We start from the raw sequence: 19,281 nt of genomic DNA on the forward strand, positions 1-19,281 counted from the left end.
CTGAGATCCGGGCCACGGATGCGTGACAGCTGTCGATGGCCGACGATCGGAGCGATCCTTAGATTTCACGGTGGTTCTTCGTGCCGTTCCGGATCGCCTTCCCCGCGACCCGGGCCGGCCTGCTCGTACATCATCCGTGGAGGTCCCCGTGCTGGGTCCCGTGATCCTCGCCGCGTCGCGCAGCGACAAAATGCGCCGCGTCATCTCGGCCGCTCCGGTCACCAAGCCGGTCGTGAACCGGTTCATCGCAGGTGAGAACGTGCACGAGACGGTTCCCGTCGTCGTCGACACGGCCGCCGGCGGACTGGAGGTCACCCTCGACGTCCTCGGCGAGGACATCACCGACCCGGCGGAGGCGCTCCGCGCCCGGGACGCCTACCTGGAGCTGATCGAGGCGCTGAAGCCGCTCGGTCTCGGCGAGCGCGTCGAGATGTCGGTGAAGCTGTCGTCCTTCGGGCAGGCGCTGTCCGGCGGTCACGATCTGGCGCTGCGGAACGTCACTCCGGTCGTCGAGGCCGCCACCGAGATCGGCACCACGGTCACCCTGGACATGGAGGACCACACCACGGTCGACTCCACCCTGGCGATCCACGCCGATCTCCGGGAGCGCTTCCCCCGGACCGGTGCCGTCGTCCAGTCGTACCTCTTCCGCACCGAGGACGACTGCCGGATGCTCGCCGAGGCCGGTTCCCGGGTCCGGCTGGTCAAGGGCGCCTACAAGGAGCCCGCGACCGTCGCCTACCAGGACAAGGCCGAGGTCGACAAGGCGTACATCCGCTGCCTGCGGATCCTGATGGAGGGCGAGGGGTACCCGATGATCGGGTCCCACGACCCGCGCATCATCTCCATCACCCAGGAGCTGGCCCGCCGGGCGGGCCGCAAGCTCGACGACTACGAGTTCCAGATGCTGTACGGCATCCGGGAGGCCGAGCAGGCCCGGCTGGCCGCCGAGGGCCACCGGATGCGGGTGTACATCGCGTACGGCACCGACTGGTACGGCTACTTCATGCGCCGGCTCGCCGAGCGCCCCGCCAACCTGGCGTTCTTCCTGCGCTCCCTCGCCACCCGCGGCTGACCGAGCCCCCCGAACCACGTACGCCACGAACGAAGGAGAGTCGGCACCCATGGACGCTGTCACCCAGGTCCCCGCGCCGGTCAACGAGCCGGTCCACTCCTACGCGCCCGGCAGCCCGGAGCGCGCCCGCCTGGAGGCGAAGCTCAAGGAGCTGGCCGAGAACCCGATCGAGCTGCCGATGACCATCGGCGGCGAGCGCCGGATGGGCGGCGGCGAGCGGGTCGACGTGGTCCAGCCGCACAACCACCGGGCCGTCATCGGCACATTCGCCGGTGCCACCGAGCAGGACGCCCGGGACGCGGTCGACGCCGCCCTGGCCGCCGCTCCGGCCTGGCGCGCGATGTCCTTCGACGACCGTGCCGCGATCATCCTGCGGGCGGCCGAGCTGCTGGCCGGGCCGTGGCGCGAGACGCTGGCCGCCTCGACCATGCTGGGCCAGTCGAAGACCGCCCAGCAGGCCGAGATCGACACCCCGTGCGAGCTGGTCGACTTCTGGCGCTTCAATGTCGCCTACGCCCGTGACCTGCTCGCCGAGCAGCCGCCGGCGAACTCCCCGGGTGTGTGGAACCGGCTGGACCACCGGCCGCTGGAGGGCTTCGTCTACGCGATCACGCCCTTCAACTTCACCGCCATCGCGGGCAACCTGCCCACCGCCCCCGCCCTGATGGGCAATGTGGTGGTCTGGAAGCCGTCCCCGACGCAGACCCACTCCGCCGTGCTGCTGATGCAGCTGCTGGAGGAGGCCGGGCTGCCCAAGGGCGTCATCAACCTGGTCACCGGTGACGGCATCGCCGTCTCCGAGGTCGCCCTGAACCACCCCGAGCTGGCCGGTATCCACTTCACCGGCTCGACCCGCACCTTCCAGCACCTGTGGAAGACGGTCGGCGGCAACATCGAGAAGTACCGCTCCTACCCGCGGATCGTCGGCGAGACGGGCGGCAAGGACTTCGTCGTCGCCCACCCGAGCGCCGACCGCGCGGTGCTGAAGACGGCGCTTACCCGTGGTGCCTTCGAGTTCCAGGGCCAGAAGTGCTCGGCGACCTCCCGGGCGTACATCCCCGCCTCCATCTGGAACTCCGGTTTCAAGGAGGAGTTCGCGGCCGAGGTCGACGGGATCGCCATGGGCGATGTCACCGATCTTTCGCACTTCATCGGCGCCGTGATCGACGACCGCGCGTTCGCCAAGAACAAGGCCGCGATCGACCGGGCGAAGGCCGACCCGACCTGCGAGATCGTCGCCGGTGGCACCTACGACGACTCGGTCGGCTACTTCGTCCGTCCGACGGTCATCCTCTGCACCGACCCGGGCAACGAGGTCTTCACGGACGAGTACTTCGGCCCGATCCTCGCGATCCACGTCTACGAGGACGAGTCCGCCGAGGGCTACGACGCGATGCTGGACCAGATGGAGTCGGTGTCCGCGTACGCCCTGACCGGCTCGGTCATCGCCAACGACCGTGCCGCGGCCGCGCACACGATGGCGAAGCTGCGGTACGCCGCGGGCAACTTCTACATCAACGACAAGTCGACCGGTGCCGTCGTCGGCCAGCAGCCCTTCGGCGGCGGCCGGGCCTCGGGCACCAACGACAAGGCGGGTGCCCCGCAGAACCTGATGCGCTGGACGCTGACCCGCGCGATCAAGGAGACGCTGGTGGCGCCGACCGAGTACGACTACCCGCACATGGGCTGACCCCCGCACGGGCCGCCCCCGCACGGGCCCCGAGGCCCGTGGGGACGCCCCCCAAGACACCGCCCCCGTTCAGGCCCCCACGCCGGAACGGGGGCGGTATCCATGTCCGGGGTCCCGGCCCGGGGGCCCGTCCGGGGGTGGTCAGTCCCCGGACGGTCCGCCGGTACGGGGGGACTCCGCGATGCGCTTGATCGCGTCCAGCCGGGCATCCCAGTCGGAGGCGACCCGGGCCATCCACCGGGACGCCTCCATGAGCCGGGCGGGCAGGACCGTGTACCGCGTCTCCCGTCCGGCCCGCCGCCCGCCGACCAGACCGGCGCGGTCGAGGATCCCCAGATGCTTGACGATCGCCTGACGGCTGACGGGGAGTTCGGCCGCGAGAACGGTCGCCGTGGCGCTGCCGTGCCGGGCGAGGCCGTCGAGTATCCGGCGGCGGGTGGGGTCGGCGAGGGCCGACAGCACCTCGGACATGGCATCCGCCGGGTCCGTGGGGCCGCCCCCGGCCGGGGTGTCGCTGCCTCCAGTCATACGGTGATTCTCACCCGTCCGTTCCCGTGCCCGGGCGGTCGTCCCCCGTCACGCCCTCGGTGTTCCCGGTCTCCGCGTAGTTCTTGATATTGACGACCTGCCCGGCCCAGCCGCCGTCATGGCTCTCGTACGAGGCCGTGGCCTGACGTTCGGCCGGGACGACGAGGGCCGCGAAGCCGGTCTCGACGACCCGCAGGAGCGTGCCGGCCCCGGCCGGGACGAGGGTGAACTCCACGAGGGTCGAGTTCCCCTCGACGGCGGGCTCGCCCGGATAGGCGGCGGCCCAGCGGTAGGCGAACCGCCGCGGCGGCTCGACGGTCACGATGGTCGTGGGGAACTCCCCGTGCTCCCCGTGATCGAGGAACATCGTCCCGCCGGGCCGCAGATCGATCGGCGCGGGCTCGCCCTGCCCGAACCACTTCCCGACGTGCCGGGGGTCGGTGAGCACCGCCCAGACGCGTTCGGGCGACGCGTCGATGGCGATCTCCTTCTCGATCCGGTCCTGCTCGGGGCCGGTGGCGGATGTGTCGGTCATGGCCGGAGCCTCCTGTCCGTCTTCCTCGCACGCCACCATGACGTGCTACCCCATGGTTGCGCGTATTGGATTTTTACGCAACCAGAGAGTTGCGCGTTAGGGGGATGGGTGAGGGGTCGCGGGGTGTGCGGAGGAGTCCGGGTGCGCGCTGTGGGTGGGCATGCCCGACACTGCCGTGCGCGGATCCCCGAGGGGCGGTTCTGTCACCGGCCCGTCCGCGCGCGGCCCGTTCGTGGTCGGGCCTACTTCCCGTAGAAGTCGCCGCTCGCGGGCCGTACCGGCCACTCGGCGGCACCCTGCCTCGTCATGGGGTAACGCACGGAGAAGAGTTCGGCGCTCATGCGGATGTCGTTGACCTCGGCGACGAGTCGGGCGCCATCGACGGTGACGGTCGAGGTCCGGATGATCCTCAGGAGCGGAACGCCGGGCGGGAGGAGGAGCGCCGCCGTCTCGTCGGGGCTCGGAGTGCTGGCCGTGACTTCCTCCTCCCAGGAGATCGGCGCGCCGGCCCACTCCTCGATCCGGTCGTAGATCCCGCCCGGCCCGGTGTGCCCCGCCAGGGCCGGCAGTGCGGCGACCGCGTCGGGATGGAGCCAGCTGTCGGTGAGCTGGCGGTGCGCCGGTACGTCCGGGTCGCCGTTGAGGCGTTTGCGGACCACGACCGGTGAGCCCGCTTCCACGCCCAGGGCCGCCGCGATGTCGCCCGGTACGGGGAGGGTGCCCACCTCGGTCCGGCTTCCGGCGACCGCGCGCCAGTGCTGGACGTTCGCCCCGGAGTAGTAGCCGAGCTCGTCGCGCTCCATGCCGCGGGACCGGACCATGCGCGTCACCGGCCGCTCGCGTACGGTCGTCCCTGTTCGGCCGCCCCGGTACTCCGCGAGCCCTTCCCGCTTCAGGAGGCCGAGCGCCTCCCGTGCGGTCTGCCGGGAGACCCCGTGCTCCTCGGCCAGGGCTTCCATGGTGGGCAATCGGTCCCCGGGCCTGAGCTCCGCGCGGTGAATGCGCCCGCGAAGTTCGGCCGCGATCTCTTCCGATGTGCGCGCCATCCGGTACTCCCCTCCTGGGTCCCTCCTGCGGGTGACCTCAGCTTAGGTGCTAGCAGGTACCTCTTGACTCGGCGGAGTCGGCGCGACACTATCAGCAGACGAGTTAGGTGCTAGCACCTAACTTGACCGGCTCACGTCGTGGGCCTGCTCGGCGTCGGCGTCGTCCGATGGGGACATGCTCTCCGGCAGTGCCGGAGGCCCGGCGATTCCGCCGTCGGCAGGCCTACCGCAACCCATCAGGAGTCACGATGAGTCCTGCCCCGCCCTCCTCACCCTTCCCGGCATCGCCGACGGCACGCCTTCCGCATTCCGCCGCACTCCGCTCCTACAAGGGGCTGCCTGTGCCCTACATCACCGCCTGGAGTGGTGAGACCGCCGATGATCGGCCCCTCGTCATGCGCCGGGGACGGTTGCAGTACCACCCGCCGCTGCCGGGGGACTTCGACTCCCACGGGGTGCTGTGGCTGCACCAGCGCATCACGCCCGGCATCGGAACCCCCTGCTTCTCCGCCGTCCATACGCCCCGTCAGCGCCGCGCCATGCTCCGGCTCCTCTGTCAGATCTGTGGTCAGCCGGCCGACCGGACATCCGAAGGCGTGCTGTGGCTCCTCCCCGGTCCGCTCACCGGAGCGGCCGAGGGCGAGATCACCACCCACCCTCCTGTCTGCGCCCCCTGTGCTCCCCTCGCTCTGGCCCACTGCCCCAATCTCCGTCGCCACGCCACTGCGCTGCGGGCCCGGCGCCCCGAGGCGGACCATCTCTACGGCACCCTCTTCCGCCCCACCCCGGACGGGCCGGCCGCCGTCCGCAACACCCATGTTCTCCGGGGCAGCCACTACACCCCCTGGTTCCGTGCCGCCCACATCGCCACCACTCTCAACGAGGTCACCCCTGTCAGCCTCCCCCGACTCCCCTGAACGCGCGGTCGGGGCGGACGTCTTCGTATGGGCCCTCGACGAGTCGTGGGGCCACGATCAGCGACAGGCCGACGGCGAACCCGCCGCCCAGCAGCGCCGGATACCCGGATCGGAAATTGAGTACGGCCCGGGTGCGCGCCCTGTCAGGCTGCTGTCATGCCGATCACACCCGACGCCGTATCCGCCGCCGGTCAGGACGCGCCCGCCGTGCCCGCGGAGCCGCTCTCCGTCCTCCATACCTTCCAGCTCACCCCCGCCGAACTGGCAGCCGTCCGTGCCCTGCTGGACGAGGCGTTCGAGGGGGACTTCTCCGACGAGGACTTCGAACACGGGCTCGGCGGGATGCACGCCCTGATCCACGACCCCGCCGGACGGCTGATCGCCCACGGCTCCGTGATCATGCGACGGGTGCTCCACGGGGGCCGCTGGTTCCGGGTCGGCTATGTGGAGGCCCTCGGCGTCCGCGCCGACCGGCAGCGCCAGGGTCTCGGCGGCCGGTTGATGGCGGCCCTCGAACCGATCGTGGCCCGCGCCTACGACTTCGGCGCGCTCTCGGCCTCCGCCGAGGGCGCCGGCCTCTACCGCTCGCGCGGCTGGCGCCCCTGGGAGGGCCGGATCGAGGGCGTGGGCCCCGAGGGCATCGTCCGGCTGGCCGACGAGGAGGGCTCCACCTTCGTATGGGGCGGGATCCCGGCCCCGGAGGACGCCCTCGCCTTCGACTGGCGGGACGGCGACGTCCTCTGATCCGCCGGAGGACCGCCGGACTCCGGCCCCTCCCGACACCGACCCTCCGGCGAAGGTCTTTCACCCCTTCGAGTGATGTGCGCCACGACGGCGGCACCGGTCGTGACCTGGGTGTTCCATGATCTCCGTCTCAGATAGTAGGAAGTCCGACTACTTGTAGAGACAGAAGCGCGTCGCTGCCCTAGCTTTGTAGGAGCCGAACGTCTCGCTCGATCCAGCGAATGGCGGTTCCGAGTACGCGCCCCACCGGCAGGTGACCCCTGCGCGGCGCGCTCGCCGCCCCACCCGGCGCCTTCGACATCCCCGTGATCTCCAAGGAGTCGATCACTATGTCCGCCGCTGCTCCCACCGCCGTTCCCGCCGCCGTTCCCGCTTCGGCGTTCGAGGCCGTCCGCCGTGACCGGGTCCGCCTTCGCCGCCCCCGTACGGACGAGTCCGACCGCCGCAACGCCGCCGCGGCGCTCCAGCGCGCGCTCGACCGCCGTGACAACGGCGGCTCCACCGGACACTGACGCCCCGCGCCGTCCGCCGCCCCGGTGAGTTGTCCAGTAAATGGACGGCTTGTGTCATGGGGTGGGATGGCGAGTAGGGTGCCCACATGCCCCGCAGCCTCAACATCGCAGTCATTCCCGGCGACGGCATCGGCAAGGAAGTCGTCGCCCAGGGACTCAAGGTCCTGACCTCCGTCCTCCCGCAGGACGTGAAGCTGGAGACCGTCGAGTACGACCTCGGCGCCCAGCGCTGGCACCGCACCGGGGAGACCCTCCCGGACGCGGAGCTGGAGGCCCTCAAGGGGCACGACGCGATCCTGCTCGGTGCCATCGGCGACCCCTCCGTGCCCTCCGGTGTGCTGGAGCGGGGGCTGCTGCTCAAACTGCGGTTCGCCTTCGACCACTTCGTCAATCTGCGGCCGTCGAAGCTCTTCCCGAACACCGCCACCCCGCTGGCCGGCCGTCCCGAGATCGACTTCGTCGTCGTCCGCGAGGGCACCGAGGGCCCGTACACGGGCAACGGCGGTTCCCTGCGCACCGGTACGCCCGCCGAGGTCGCCACCGAGGTCAGCCTGAACACGGCCTACGGTGTCGAGCGGGTCGTCCGGGACGCCTACGAGCGGGCGAACGCCCGCCCCCGCAAGAAGCTGACGCTGGTCCACAAGAACAACGTCCTCGTGTACGCGGGTCATCTGTGGAAGAACATCTTCGACCGGGTGGGGCAGGAGTACCCCGAGGTCACCACCGACTATCTGCACGTCGACGCGGCGACGATCTTCTTCGTCACCCAGCCGGAGCGCTTCGACGTCATCGTCACCGACAACCTCTTCGGTGACATCCTCACCGACCTCGCCGCCGCCGTCACCGGCGGAATCGGCCTGGCCGCCTCCGGCAACATCAACCCGACGGGCGCCTTCCCGTCGATGTTCGAGCCCGTCCACGGCTCCGCCCCCGATATCGCGGGGACCGGCAAGGCCGACCCGACGGCCACGATCCTCTCCGTCGCCCTCCTCCTGCGCCACCTCGGCTTCGAGGCCGAGGCCGCCCGGATCGAGGAGGCGGCCTCCGCCGACCTGGCCGAGCGGGACGGAACCTTCCGTACGACGGACGAGATCGGCGACGCGCTCGCGGTACGAGTAGCGGACTGACCCGACGACTCTTCTACGAAGCCGCCGGGTCGCCCACAGCGCCCGGCGGCTTCTCCATGTGGTCTCCGGGCGATCCCGCCCCTCCGGCCCGTCGCACCGACCGGCCGGTCGCCCGGACCGCACCTTCGTCCCGTACCACCCGTTTCGAGCGACCGCCCCCGGGGGCGATAATCGAAACCGGGCCGTGGTCCACGGGAATGCTCGGACGTCCTAGCACCACGTGCTGGCACCGGAGCGGACGTGCGCGGTCCACCCATCCAAGGTGAAGGACACTGCACTCATGACGACGCCCACGATCGAGCTGAAGCCTTCCGCCCATCCGCTGTCCGCGGCGGAGCGGGAGGCGATCCTGAAGGACCCGGGATTCGGCCGCTACTTCACCGATCACATGGTGACGATCAAGTGGACCGAGGGCCGGGGCTGGCACGACGCCCAGCTCGCGCCGTACGCCCCGCTCTCGATCGACCCGGCCAATATGACCCTGCACTACGCGCAGGAGATCTTCGAGGGCCTCAAGGCGTACCGCCGCCCCGACGGGTCCGTCGCCACCTTCCGCCCGGAGAAGAACGCGGAGCGGTTCCGGGTCTCCGCCCGGCGGCTCGCGATGCCCGAGCTACCGGACGAGATCTTCATCGCCGCCTGTGACGCCCTGGTCCGGCAGGACGAGGGTTGGGTTCCGCCGCACGGCGGCGAGGAGTCCCTCTATCTGCGGCCGTTCATGATCGCCAATGAGAACGGACTCGGGGTCCGGCCGGCCAACGAGTACCTCTTCGTCGTCATCGCCTCCCCGGCCGGCGCGTACTTCACCGGCGGGATCGAGCCGGTCTCCGTCTGGCTCTCGGAGAACTACGTCCGCGCCGTCCCCGGCGGTATGGGCTTCGCCAAGACCGGCGGCAACTACGCCGCGTCCCTGCTCGCCCAGGCCGAGGCCGCGCGCGAGGGCTGCGACCAGGTCGTCTGGCTGGACGCCCTGGAGCACCGGTGGGTCGAGGAGATGGGCGGGATGAACCTGTACTTCGTGTACGGGGACCGGATCGTCACCCCCGCGCTCACGGGCTCCCTGCTGGCCGGAATCACCCGCGACTCCATCCTCACCCTCGCCGCCGACCTCGGCGCCTCCGCTGAGGAGGGCCGGATCTCCACCGAGCAGTGGCGGCGCGACACCGAGAACGGCAGCCTGACCGAGGTCTTCGCCTGCGGTACCGCGGCCCTGATCACCCCGGTCGGCCGGGTCAAGTCGGCGTCCGGCGAATGGCTCCAGGGCGGCGGCGAGCCGGGTGAGCTGACCCTGAAGCTCCGCAAGGCCCTGCTGGACATCCAGACCGGCTCCGCGCCCGACCCGCACGGCTGGATGCACCGGCTGGGCTGAGCCCGCGGAGCCGTACCGGATCACCCCCAAGAAAACACAGTCGTGCCCCCGTCCCCGCTCCGGCGAGGATGGGGGCATGATCACATCCGGGAACGGCAGGGGCGGTACGGGCACGGGAGCGGACCGGGACGGCGCGCTGGCCGCGGCGATCCGGCTGCGCGACGGCGGCGGTCCCGAGGAGCGCGAGCGGGCCCGCCGGCTGCTGGTGGAGCTGGCCGAACGGCTCCCGGGCGACGCCGAGGTGGCCTACCACACGGCCTGGGCCCACGACGTCCTCGAACGCGAGGCGGAGGCCGTGCCCTACTACGAGCGCGCCCTCACGGGCGGCGGTGCCGAAAGTGAGGGACTCGCCGCGGCCGACCGGGCGGAGGCGTATCTCGGTCTCGGCAGCACCTATCGCGTGCTCGGCCGGTTCGACGACGCCGAGCGGACCCTGCGCGCCGGGGCCGCCGCCTTCCCGGAACACGGCGGACTGCGGGCCTTCCTCGCGCTGGCGCTCTACAACACCGGCCGCCACCGGGAGTCCCTGCGGCTGCTGCTGGAGCTGCTCGCGCGCACCAGCGACGACCCCTCCGTCCGCGGCTACGAGCGGGCCCTCGCCTTCTACGCCGCCGACCCGGACCATACGCTCCCGTCGTCGCCGCGAACCCCGTCTTAGAGCGACGCTCGAAAACCCGCCGCGAATCCTTCTCATCGGCACGCCCGCTGGTTAGAGTGGCGCTCAAAAGGAGGTGGGCGGGATGCGACTGACCCCCACGGAACGGGACCGGCTGCTGCTCTTCGGCGCCGCCGAACTGGCGCGGGCGCGCCGGGCCAGGGGGCTGCGGCTCAATGTCCCCGAGGCGACGGCGCTGATCGCGGACACGGTCTGCGAGGCGGCCAGGGACGGGCGGCGGCTGGCCGAGGCGATCGAGGCGGCCAGGTCCGTCCTCGGTCCCGGCGACGTCCTGCCCGGGGTCGCCGATGTGGTGACCGAGGTCCATGTGGAAGCGGTCTTCGACGACGGCTCCCGGCTCGCGGTGGTCTCCGATCCCATCGGCGGTCCCGCCACCGGGCCGAACCCGGCCGCGCCCGGCGCGATCATCCCGGGCCCCGCGACCCCGGAGCCCGTCCCCGCGGTGGTGCTGACCGTCCGCAACACCGCCGACGTGCCCGTCAGCGTCACCTCCCATTTCCACTTCTTCGAGGCCAATCCGCGGCTCGACTTCGACCGCTCGGCGGCGTACGGCATGCGGCTCTGCGTGCCCGCCGGATCGTCCGTCCGCTTCGACCCGGGCGGCAGCCTGGAGGTCGGGCTGCTGCCCGTCGGCGGCGACCGGATCGCGATCGGCTTCGCCGGACTCGTCGACGGCCCGCTGGACGCGCCCGGCGCCCGGGAGGAAGCCCTGCGCAGGGCGGTGGCCTGCGGCTATCTGGGGGCGGACCGATGAGCGCGGCACCGCGGGGGAACGGCGGGATCGATCCGTACGAGTACGCGTCGGTCCACGGACCCCGCGCCGGGGACCGGGTCGTGCTCGGCGACACCGGGCTCGTCGTCCGGGTCGAGTCGGACTCCCAGCACCCCGGGGACGAGTTCCTCGCGGGCTTCGGCAAGACGGCCCGCGACGGACTGCATCTCAAGGCCGCGGCAGTCCGCGACACCTGCGACGTCGTCATCAGCAACGTCCTGGTCATCGACGCCGTCCTGGGCATCCGCAAGGTGTCGATCGGGATCCGCGAGGGACGGATCACCGGCGTCGGCCGGGCCGGGAACCCGGACACCCTCCACGGCGTCGACGTGGTCACCGGCACCGGGACCACCATCGTCTCGGGCGAGGGTCTCATCGCCACCGCCGGGGCTGTCGACACCCATGTCCATCTGCTCTCGCCCCGGATCATGGAGGCGTCCCTGGCCTCCGGCGTCACCACGATCATCGGCCAGGAGTTCGGCCCGGTGTGGGGCGTCGGCGTCAACTCGCCCTGGGCCCTGAAGCACGCCTTCAACGCCTTCGACGCCTGGCCGGTGAACATCGGCTTCCTGGGGCGCGGCTCGTCCTCCCACCCGGCGCCCCTGGTGGAGGCGCTGGCCGAGGGCGGCGCCTGCGGCTTCAAGGTCCACGAGGACATGGGCGCCCATACCCGCGCCCTCGACACGGCCCTGCGGGTCGCCGACGAGCACGACGTCCAGGTGGCCCTGCACAGCGACGGGCTGAACGAGTGCCTGTCCGTGGAGGACACCCTGCGGGTGCTGGAGGGCCGGACGATCCACGCCTTCCACATCGAGGGCTGCGGCGGCGGACACGTACCGAACGTCCTGAAGATGGCGGGCGTGCCGAACGTCATCGGCTCCTCCACCAATCCGACCCTGCCCTTCGGGCGGGACGCGGTCGCCGAACACTACGGGATGATCGTCTCCGTCCACGATCTGAAGACCGACCTGCCCGGTGACGCGGCCATGGCCCGGGACCGGATCAGGGCCGGGACGATGGGCGCCGAGGACGTTCTGCACGACCTCGGGGCGATCGGGATCACCTCGTCCGACGCCCAGGGCATGGGCCGTGCGGGGGAGACCGTACGCCGCACCTTCGCCATGGCGGGCAAGATGAAGGCCGAACTCGGTCCGCTCGCGGAGGACGGCGCCCACGACGGGGCGCACGACGACAACGCCCGTGTCCTGCGATATCTGGCCAAGCTGACCATCAACCCGGCGATCGCCCACGGCCTCTCCCACGAGATCGGCTCCATCGAGCCCGGCAAGATGGCGGACATCGTGCTCTGGCACCCCCGTTTCTTCGGCGCCAAGCCGCAGCTCGTCCTCAAATCGGGCTTTCCCGCCTACGGGGTGACCGGCGACCCCAACGCCGCGACCGACACCTGTGAACCACTGGTCCTCGGACCCCAGTTCGGGGCGTACGGCGCCGCCCCCGCCGAGCTGTCGGTGGCCTTCGTCGCCGGGGCGGCCGTCGCGGCGGGCGGCGATCTGCTGCCCACCCGGCGCCGCCGGGTCGCCGTCCGGGGCACCCGGGGCATCGGCCCCGCCGATCTGCTGCTCAACAACCGCGTCGGCGACGTCGGCGTGGACGCCCGGACCGGACTCGTCACCCTCGACGGCGATCCGATCCGCTCCGAGGCCGCGGAATCGGTCTCCCTCAACCGCCTCTACTTCCTCTGAACCCCCGATCCCCACAGGCGGCCCACGACCGCCGCCCGCCGTCCGCACCACCCCCGGGAGTACCCCCGATGTTCCGTATGCCGCCCGAGTGGGCCCCGCACGAGCGCACCTGGATGGCCTGGCCCGTCCCCAACACCACCTTCGCCGACGCCGCCGAACTCGCCGAGTCCCGGCGCGCCTGGGCCTCGGTCGCCCGGGCCGTGAGCCGCTTCGAACCCGTGACGATGGTCGTCGGCCCCGGCCAGGGCGCCGGGGCCCGGGAACTCCTCGGCCCCGGCATCGAGCTCGTCGAACGCGACCTCGACGACGCCTGGATGCGCGATATCGGACCCACCTTCGTCACCGACGGCACCCGGCTGGCCGCCGTGGACTGGGTGTTCAACGGCTGGGGCGCCCAGAAGTGGGCCCGCTGGGACCACGACGCCCGGATCGCCCGCGCCGTGGCCGAGGTCGCGGGGGTCCCCGTCCACTCCTCGCCGCTGGTCAACGAGGGCGGCGGGATCCATGTCGACGGCGAGGGCACGGTCCTGCTCACCGAGACCGTCCAGCTCGGCCCGGAACGCAACCCCGGCTGGACGAAGGAGCGGGTCGAGACCGAGATCCACGCCCGGCTCGGCACCACCAAGGCCATCTGGCTGGAGCGGGGACTGACCGCGGACTATCCGCCGCACGGCTACGGCACCCTCGGCCATGTCGACATCGTCGCCGCCTTCGCGGGCCCCGGGGTGATCGTCGCCCACACCCAGCCCGACCCCGCCCACCCCGACCATGAACTCTGCGCCCGGAACGTGGAGTTCCTGCGGCGGCAGACCGACGCCCGGGGGCGGCCGGTCGAGGTCGTCGAGGTGCCCGCGCCCACCGCCGTCAGGGACGACGAGGGCCACTGGACCGACTACTCCTACATCAACCACTACGTCTGCAACGGCGGTGTGGTGCTCTGCGCCTTCGACGATCCGCGCGACGAGGAGGCCGCCGCGGTCTTCCGGCGCCTCTACCCGGACCGGGAGGTCGTCCTGGTCGACGCTCGGACGATCTTCGCGGGAGGTGGCGGAATCCATTGCGTCACCCAGCAACAGCCCGCGGTCGGGCGTGACGCCGGGGGAGAATGAGACGGCGGACGGCCCACGGGGTGCTGAGGGGCCGTTCTTCCCGTGGAGGTGAGTGAGTATGTCCCCAACCGCAGACGACTCCGGCACAACGACCCCCGGCGGTACCCGTATCGCCGACTTCGAGGCGGACACCCGGGCCCACCGGAGGCTGTACTGGACGACGGAGCCCGCCGAACTGGCCGCGACGGTGGCGGAACACACCGAGGCGGCCGGAGCGCTGCTCACGAGAGCCGGCGACGGCTCCGGCGCCGACGGCGGGGACCTGTCCGACGAGACGGCCGTACGGTCCGCGCTCGCCGAGAGCCTGCTGCTCAAGGGGCGGATCGAACTCCTCGCCCTGCGCGACACCGACGCCGCCCGCGCCAGCCTCCGGCGGGCCCGGGAAACCGCCGCCGAAGCCGGGGACCCCCTGCTGGAGGCGGCGGCACTGGCCCACTCGGCTCTGCTCGCCGAGGACCGCGCCGTCGGCGGCGCGGAGGGCGAGGGCTCGGGCGAGCCCGCGGCGGCGCTGGCCGCGGCCCGCGCCCTGCTCACCGCCGCCGGTACCCCGGCCGCCGGAGTGCTCGACTGGCTGGACGCCGTCGAGTCCGAACGCGCCGTACGGGACGGGGAGTACGCCCGAGCGCTGCGCCTGGTCGGCCGGGTCGCCGAGGCCCGCAGCCGGGGCGAGGCCCACCCTGTACCCGAGTGGCTCGACTGGTGCACCACGGCCCGGATCGGGATGCTCAAGGGCCGGGTCCAGCTCGCGGCGGGCCTGGTGTCGCAGGCCCGGCGCACCCTGCTGTACGCGATGGGGGGCGTCGCGGGCGACGACCACGGTCAGCGCGCCCAGTTCTACGCGGGCCTGGCCGCCGTCGAGGCCGCCGACGACCAGGGGTACGAGGCCTGCGGCTACGCCTGCCGGGCCCTGGAACACATCGAGGCGGGCGGCGATGTGATGGGCGTACGGGCCACCCTGACGCAGTACCTCCACGACACCTGTGTGGAGGATCTTTACCAGAGCCTCGCGCTCTCCCCGTCCGAACCCGCGGTCCCGTCCGACATCACCCAGGTCGGCGGGCCGGGCGGCGGCGGTGGCGGGGCCCCGAGAATCTGACGGACACCGGGCACGAAGGAACGAACGGGTGAGGCACTTGCCGGAGACGGCACGGGGGAAGCGGCCGGGGCGCGGGGCGGACACCGCCCGGACGACGACGACGGCGGCGGCGCGGGGCGGCCCGTCCCGCACCGGCGAGGGGGCCGTCCGATGACCCCGCCCGCCCGGCGGCGCAATGTCGCCCCGCCCCGGGAGTCCGTACTCGCCGCGGCGATGGCCACCATCGCCGAACACGGACTCGACGCGCTGACCATGGCCGGACTCGGCCGGGACGTCGGTATGAGCAGTGGTCATCTCCTCTACTACTTCGGTACGAAGGACGAGTTGCTGCTGCGGACGCTGGAATGGAGCGAGGGGCGGCTCGGCGCCGAGCGCGCCGCCCTGCTCTCCCGGCAGGCCCCCGCCGCCGAACGGCTCACCGGCTATGTCGGCCTCTACCTCCCCGACGGGCCGCGCGACCCCCACTGGACCCTCTGGCTGGAGGTGTGGAACCGCTCGGCGGGCATGGGCGACGAGGCCCGCGTCCGGCAGGCCGCCGTCGAGGGCGCCTGGCACCGGGACCTGGTCGCGCTGCTCGCCGACGGCGTCTCGCACGGCGAGTTCCGGAAGGTCGACCCCGACCGGTTCGCCGTCCGGCTGCGGGCCCTGCTCGACGGGCTCAGCGTCCATGTGGCGGTGGGCCTGCCCGGTACGGGGCGTGAGCAAGCACTCGTACACGTACGCGAATTCCTGGCCGATTCCCTGCTGGCGCCGGGATCCCCGGAGCCCCCGGACAGCTGATAACACACCATTGTCCGGGGCGGGAACGCAACGTACGCAAGTACTCCTGATCGTTGCCGGTGCAACCCTTGTCGGCCGGGACAGGGCTCCGGCACGGTTCCCGCCATGGGACGAGAGCACTGGAAGAAGATCTGGGTCGGCTCCGCGGGCAATATGGTCGAGTGGTTCGACTGGTTCGTCTACGCCAGCTTCGCCACCTACTTCGCGGGGGCGTTCTTCCCCGAGGGCAACGACACCGCCAAGCTGATGAACACCGCGGGCATCTTCGCCGTCGGCTTCTTCATGCGCCCGGTCGGCGGCTGGCTGCTGGGCCGGGTCGGCGACCGCAGGGGACGCAAGGCGGCCCTCACCCTCACCGTCACCCTGATGTCCGCCTCCGCCGTCCTGATCGCCGTCGCCCCCACCTACGGGGTCGCCGGATACGGCGGCGCCGCGGTGCTGCTGATCGCCCGGCTGCTCCAGGGGCTCTCCGTCGGCGGCGAGTACGCGGCCAGCGCCACCTATCTCACCGAGGCGTCCGCCCCCGGCCGCCGGGGTCTGGCCTCCAGCTTCCAGTACGTCTCCATGACCGTCGGCCAGATCCTCGGCCTCGGCCTCCAGATCGTCCTCCAGCGCACCATGTCCGACGAGGCGCTGCACAGCTGGGGCTGGCGCATCCCGTTCATCATCGGGGCGCTGGGCGCGGCCGTCGTCTTCTATCTGCGGCGCAACATGCTGGAGACGGAGGTGTACGAGGAGGTGGACGCGGCGGCCGGCGGCACCCCGGCCGCCGAGAAGGGCACCATCCGGGCGCTGCTCGTCCACAAGCGGGAGGCGTTCCTGGTCATCGCCCTGACCACGGGCGGGACCGTGGCGTACTACACGTACACCACCTATCTGACGAAGTACCTCTCCAACTCCGCGGGGCTGCCCAAGGAGACCGCGACCCTGGTCTCCTTCTGCGCGCTGATCGTCTTCGCCGCGATCCAGCCGCTGGCGGGCGCGCTCTCCGACCGGATCGGCCGCCGCCCGCTGCTGATCACCTTCGCCCTGGGCTCCACCTTCCTGACCGTGCCGATCATGACGCTGCTCCGGCACGCGGGCTCCTTCTGGCCCGCTTTCGGCCTCTCCCTGCTGGCCCTGCTGGTGATCACCGGCTACACCTCGATCAACGCCTGTGTGAAGGCCGAACTCTTCCCGACCGGAGTACGGGCGCTCGGGGTGGCGCTGCCGTACGCCATCGCCAACGCCCTCTTCGGCGGCACGGCGGAGTACGTCGCCCTCTGGTTCAAGCGGTCGGGCGCCGAGTCCGGTTACTACTGGTACGTGGCGGGTTGCGCGGCGGTCTCGCTCATCGTCTATCTCACCATGCGGGAAACCCGCGACATCGATCTGAAGACCGTGGGCACCGGCCGGACCGTGCCGGGGCCCCGGGACGGCGGGGAGACCGGGGTCGAGAAGGTCACGGCGGGCTGAGGCCCGCCGTGACCTCGGGGGTTTCGTATCGTGAGACCCGCAGGCCCGGTTCGGGAGATATATGGCAGGATGCGGGCGTGCCCTATCTCGCCATGATTATCGGCGGCAGGCGCGCCGGTCCGCAGTGACGGTCGTCGACGCGACGATCCCGTACGACCCCGTCACCGTGTCCCAGACCCGCGCGCAGACCTCTCGCATCCGCGAGGGGTCTTTTCGTTGTCAGGCTTCCGGCCCCACCCCCGGCCGAGGCCGACGGGCGCGAGAGGATAGGGGCAAGTGGAGCCAGCCATTCCGGGAGCCACTCATCCGACAGGAGCAGCACCAGCCATGACGACGAAGCCCACCACGGACGACAGCTTCCACGTCTTCGACACCACACTCCGCGACGGCGCCCAGCGCGAGGGCATCAACCTCACCGTCGCGGACAAGCTGACCATCGCCCGGCATCTGGACGACTTCGGGGTGGGGTTCATCGAGGGCGGCTGGCCGGGCGCCAACCCCCGGGACACCGAGTTCTTCGCCCGCGCCCAGCAGGAGATCGAGTTCAAGAACGCACGGCTCGTGGCGTTCGGCGCCACCTGCCGCGCCGGGACGGCCGCCGCCGACGACCCCCAGGTACAGGCGCTGCTCGCCTCCGGCGCGCCCGTGATCACTCTGGTCGCCAAGGCCCACGACCGCCATGTCGAGCTGGCCCTGCGCACCACCCTCGACGAGAACCTCCGCATGATCCGCGACACCGTCGCCCATCTGCGGGAGCAGGGCCGCCGCGTCTTCGTCGACTGCGAGCACTTCTTCGACGGCTACCGGGCCAACCCGGCCTACGCCAAGTCCGTCGTCCGGGCCGCCGCCGAGGCGGGCGCCGATGTCGTCGTCCTCTGCGACACCAACGGCGGCATGCTCCCGGCGCAGGTCCAGGCCGTGGTCGCGACCGTCGCCGCCGACACCGGCGCCCGGCTCGGCATCCACGCCCAGGACGACACCGGATGCGCCGTCGCCAACACCCTCGCCGCGGTCGACGCGGGCGCCACCCACGTCCAGTGCACCGCCAACGGCTACGGCGAGCGGGTCGGCAACGCCAACCTCTTCCCCGTCGTCGCGGCGCTGGAGCTCAAGTACGGCAAGCGGGTGCTGCCCGACGGCGCGCTGGCCGACATGACCCGGATCTCCCACGCCATCGCCGAGGTCGTCAATCTGACGCCCTCCACGCACCAGCCCTACGTCGGCGTCTCGGCCTTCGCCCACAAGGCCGGACTCCACGCCTCCGCGATCAAGGTCGACCCCGACCTCTACCAGCACATCGACCCCGAGCTGGTCGGCAACACCATGCGGATGCTCGTCTCCGACATGGCGGGCCGCGCCTCCGTCGAGCTGAAGGGCAAGGAACTCGGCATCGACCTCGGCGGCGACCGCGAACTGGTCGGCCGGGTCGTCGAACGGGTCAAGGAGCGCGAACTCCAGGGGTACACCTACGAAGCCGCCGACGCGTCCTTCGAACTGCTGCTGCGCGCCGAGGCCGACGGGCGCGCCCCCCGGTACTTCCGTACGGAGTCCTGGCGGGCGATCACCGAGGACCGGCCCGACGGCACCCACGCCAACGAGGCCACGGTCAAGCTGTGGGCCAAGGGCGAGCGGATCGTCGCCACCGCGGAGGGCAACGGCCCGGTCAACGCGCTCGACCGGGCGATGCGGGTCGGTCTGGAGCGGATCTACCCCCAGCTCGCCAAGTTCGAGCTGGTGGACTACAAGGTCCGGATCCTGGAGGGCCGCCACGGCACCGAGTCCACCACCAGGGTGCTGATCACCACGGGTGACGGGACGGGGGAGTGGGCGACGGTCGGGGTGGCGGACAATGTGATCGCGGCGTCCTGGCAGGCCCTGGAGGACGCCTACACCTACGGGCTCCTCCGCGCGGGAGTCGCCCCCGCCGAGTAGCCTCCCGCCGGGTCCCGCACCTCCCGGGGCCCGGCGCCCCCGAGCGCCCCTGCGCCCCGGGGCGCCCCTGCCGGACGCGTCCGGCGCCGCAGGTGTTTTTCGGGCCGCGACCCGGTGGGTGGCTTGTCGCGCAGTTCCTCGCGCCCCTGGATACCCGGTCCGACGCCCATGCGAAGGCTCGCACCTAAAGGCATCTCCGGGCGGGGCGCCTCTCG

General features: G+C 71.7%; 18 protein-coding genes. 15 read left to right on the forward strand and 3 right to left on the reverse strand.

The features are described 5' to 3' along the window. The first annotated feature begins 148 nt into the window (after window positions 1-148). Both ACFXG1_RS22740 and pruA read left to right on the forward strand, forming a co-directional pair. Window positions 149-1,075 (forward strand): proline dehydrogenase family protein, encoded by a 927-nt coding sequence (locus tag ACFXG1_RS22740; RefSeq protein WP_384715476.1) that lies wholly within the window; start codon window positions 149-151, stop codon window positions 1,073-1,075. A 49-nt stretch (window positions 1,076-1,124) separates the two neighbouring features. After that, window positions 1,125-2,765 carry an L-glutamate gamma-semialdehyde dehydrogenase gene (gene pruA / locus ACFXG1_RS22745; protein WP_384715473.1) on the forward strand — a complete coding sequence of 547 codons (1,641 nt, stop codon included), beginning with the start codon at window positions 1,125-1,127 and terminating at the stop codon, window positions 2,763-2,765. Between the two features lie 141 nt (window positions 2,766-2,906). On the opposite strand, the gene ACFXG1_RS22750 is transcribed toward pruA, so the two are convergent. The 3 genes from ACFXG1_RS22750 to ACFXG1_RS22760 form a co-directional block, all read right to left on the reverse strand. Next, on the reverse strand, window positions 2,907-3,236 hold the full coding sequence (locus tag ACFXG1_RS22750) for an ArsR/SmtB family transcription factor (RefSeq protein WP_384715478.1): 330 nt from the start codon (window positions 3,234-3,236) through the stop codon (window positions 2,907-2,909). A gap of 67 nt (window positions 3,237-3,303) precedes the next feature. Further along, a complete protein-coding gene (locus ACFXG1_RS22755; protein WP_384715470.1) occupies window positions 3,304-3,828 on the reverse strand; it encodes an SRPBCC family protein in 525 nt (174 codons plus the stop codon). 242 nt (window positions 3,829-4,070) lie between these two features. Further along, window positions 4,071-4,874, reverse strand: coding sequence for a GntR family transcriptional regulator (locus ACFXG1_RS22760; protein ID WP_384715467.1), 804 nt, complete (start codon window positions 4,872-4,874; stop codon window positions 4,071-4,073). Window positions 4,875-5,215: 341 nt separating this feature from the next. Here ACFXG1_RS22760 and ACFXG1_RS22765 point away from each other — a divergent pair, with 341 nt between their 5' ends. The 13 genes from ACFXG1_RS22765 (at window position 5,216) to cimA (ending at window position 19,066) form a co-directional block, all read left to right on the forward strand. Further along, the gene (locus tag ACFXG1_RS22765) at window positions 5,216-5,791 is read left to right on the forward strand and encodes a hypothetical protein (RefSeq protein WP_384715464.1); all 576 of its coding nucleotides are present in this window, start codon (window positions 5,216-5,218) and stop codon (window positions 5,789-5,791) included. 156 nt (window positions 5,792-5,947) lie between these two features. Further along, on the forward strand, window positions 5,948-6,535 hold the full coding sequence (locus ACFXG1_RS22770; protein WP_384744301.1) for a GNAT family N-acetyltransferase: 588 nt from the start codon (window positions 5,948-5,950) through the stop codon (window positions 6,533-6,535). A 329-nt stretch (window positions 6,536-6,864) separates the two neighbouring features. Continuing rightward, window positions 6,865-7,047 (forward strand): hypothetical protein, encoded by a 183-nt coding sequence (locus ACFXG1_RS22775; protein ID WP_384715481.1) that lies wholly within the window; start codon window positions 6,865-6,867, stop codon window positions 7,045-7,047. An 86-nt stretch (window positions 7,048-7,133) separates the two neighbouring features. Beyond that, entirely contained in the window at window positions 7,134-8,174 is a 1,041-nt protein-coding gene (locus ACFXG1_RS22780) for a 3-isopropylmalate dehydrogenase (RefSeq protein ID WP_384744303.1), read from the forward strand. A 280-nt stretch (window positions 8,175-8,454) separates the two neighbouring features. Beyond that, a complete protein-coding gene (locus tag ACFXG1_RS22785; RefSeq protein ID WP_384715642.1) occupies window positions 8,455-9,543 on the forward strand; it encodes a branched-chain amino acid aminotransferase in 1,089 nt (362 codons plus the stop codon). Window positions 9,544-9,619: 76 nt separating this feature from the next. After that, a complete protein-coding gene (locus ACFXG1_RS22790) occupies window positions 9,620-10,201 on the forward strand; it encodes a tetratricopeptide repeat protein (protein WP_384715639.1) in 582 nt (193 codons plus the stop codon). A gap of 82 nt (window positions 10,202-10,283) precedes the next feature. After that, window positions 10,284-10,973, forward strand: a complete 690-nt coding sequence (gene ureA, locus ACFXG1_RS22795; RefSeq protein WP_384715636.1) for an urease subunit gamma — start codon at window positions 10,284-10,286, stop codon at window positions 10,971-10,973. After that, the gene (locus tag ACFXG1_RS22800) at window positions 10,970-12,694 is read left to right on the forward strand and encodes an urease subunit alpha (RefSeq protein ID WP_384744306.1); all 1,725 of its coding nucleotides are present in this window, start codon (window positions 10,970-10,972) and stop codon (window positions 12,692-12,694) included. The genes ureA and ACFXG1_RS22800 overlap by 4 nt, the downstream gene beginning before the upstream one ends. Before the next feature lie 68 nt (window positions 12,695-12,762). Continuing rightward, window positions 12,763-13,803 carry an agmatine/peptidylarginine deiminase gene (locus ACFXG1_RS22805; RefSeq protein WP_384715630.1) on the forward strand — a complete coding sequence of 347 codons (1,041 nt, stop codon included), beginning with the start codon at window positions 12,763-12,765 and terminating at the stop codon, window positions 13,801-13,803. 58 nt (window positions 13,804-13,861) lie between these two features. After that, the gene (locus tag ACFXG1_RS22810) at window positions 13,862-14,899 is read left to right on the forward strand and encodes a hypothetical protein (RefSeq protein WP_384744308.1); all 1,038 of its coding nucleotides are present in this window, start codon (window positions 13,862-13,864) and stop codon (window positions 14,897-14,899) included. A 150-nt stretch (window positions 14,900-15,049) separates the two neighbouring features. Next, window positions 15,050-15,679, forward strand: coding sequence for a TetR/AcrR family transcriptional regulator (locus ACFXG1_RS22815; RefSeq protein WP_384744310.1), 630 nt, complete (start codon window positions 15,050-15,052; stop codon window positions 15,677-15,679). Between the two features lie 105 nt (window positions 15,680-15,784). Then, complete coding sequence (locus ACFXG1_RS22820; protein WP_384744312.1) at window positions 15,785-17,134, forward strand: MFS transporter; 1,350 nt, start codon at window positions 15,785-15,787, stop codon at window positions 17,132-17,134. Between the two features lie 327 nt (window positions 17,135-17,461). Next, a complete protein-coding gene (gene cimA, locus ACFXG1_RS22825; protein WP_384713527.1) occupies window positions 17,462-19,066 on the forward strand; it encodes a citramalate synthase in 1,605 nt (534 codons plus the stop codon). Window positions 19,067-19,281: the final 215 nt, after the last annotated feature.

The organism is Streptomyces sp. NPDC059248, from assembly GCF_042753905.1.
Taxonomy (GTDB): Bacteria; Actinomycetota; Actinomycetes; order Streptomycetales; family Streptomycetaceae; genus Streptomyces.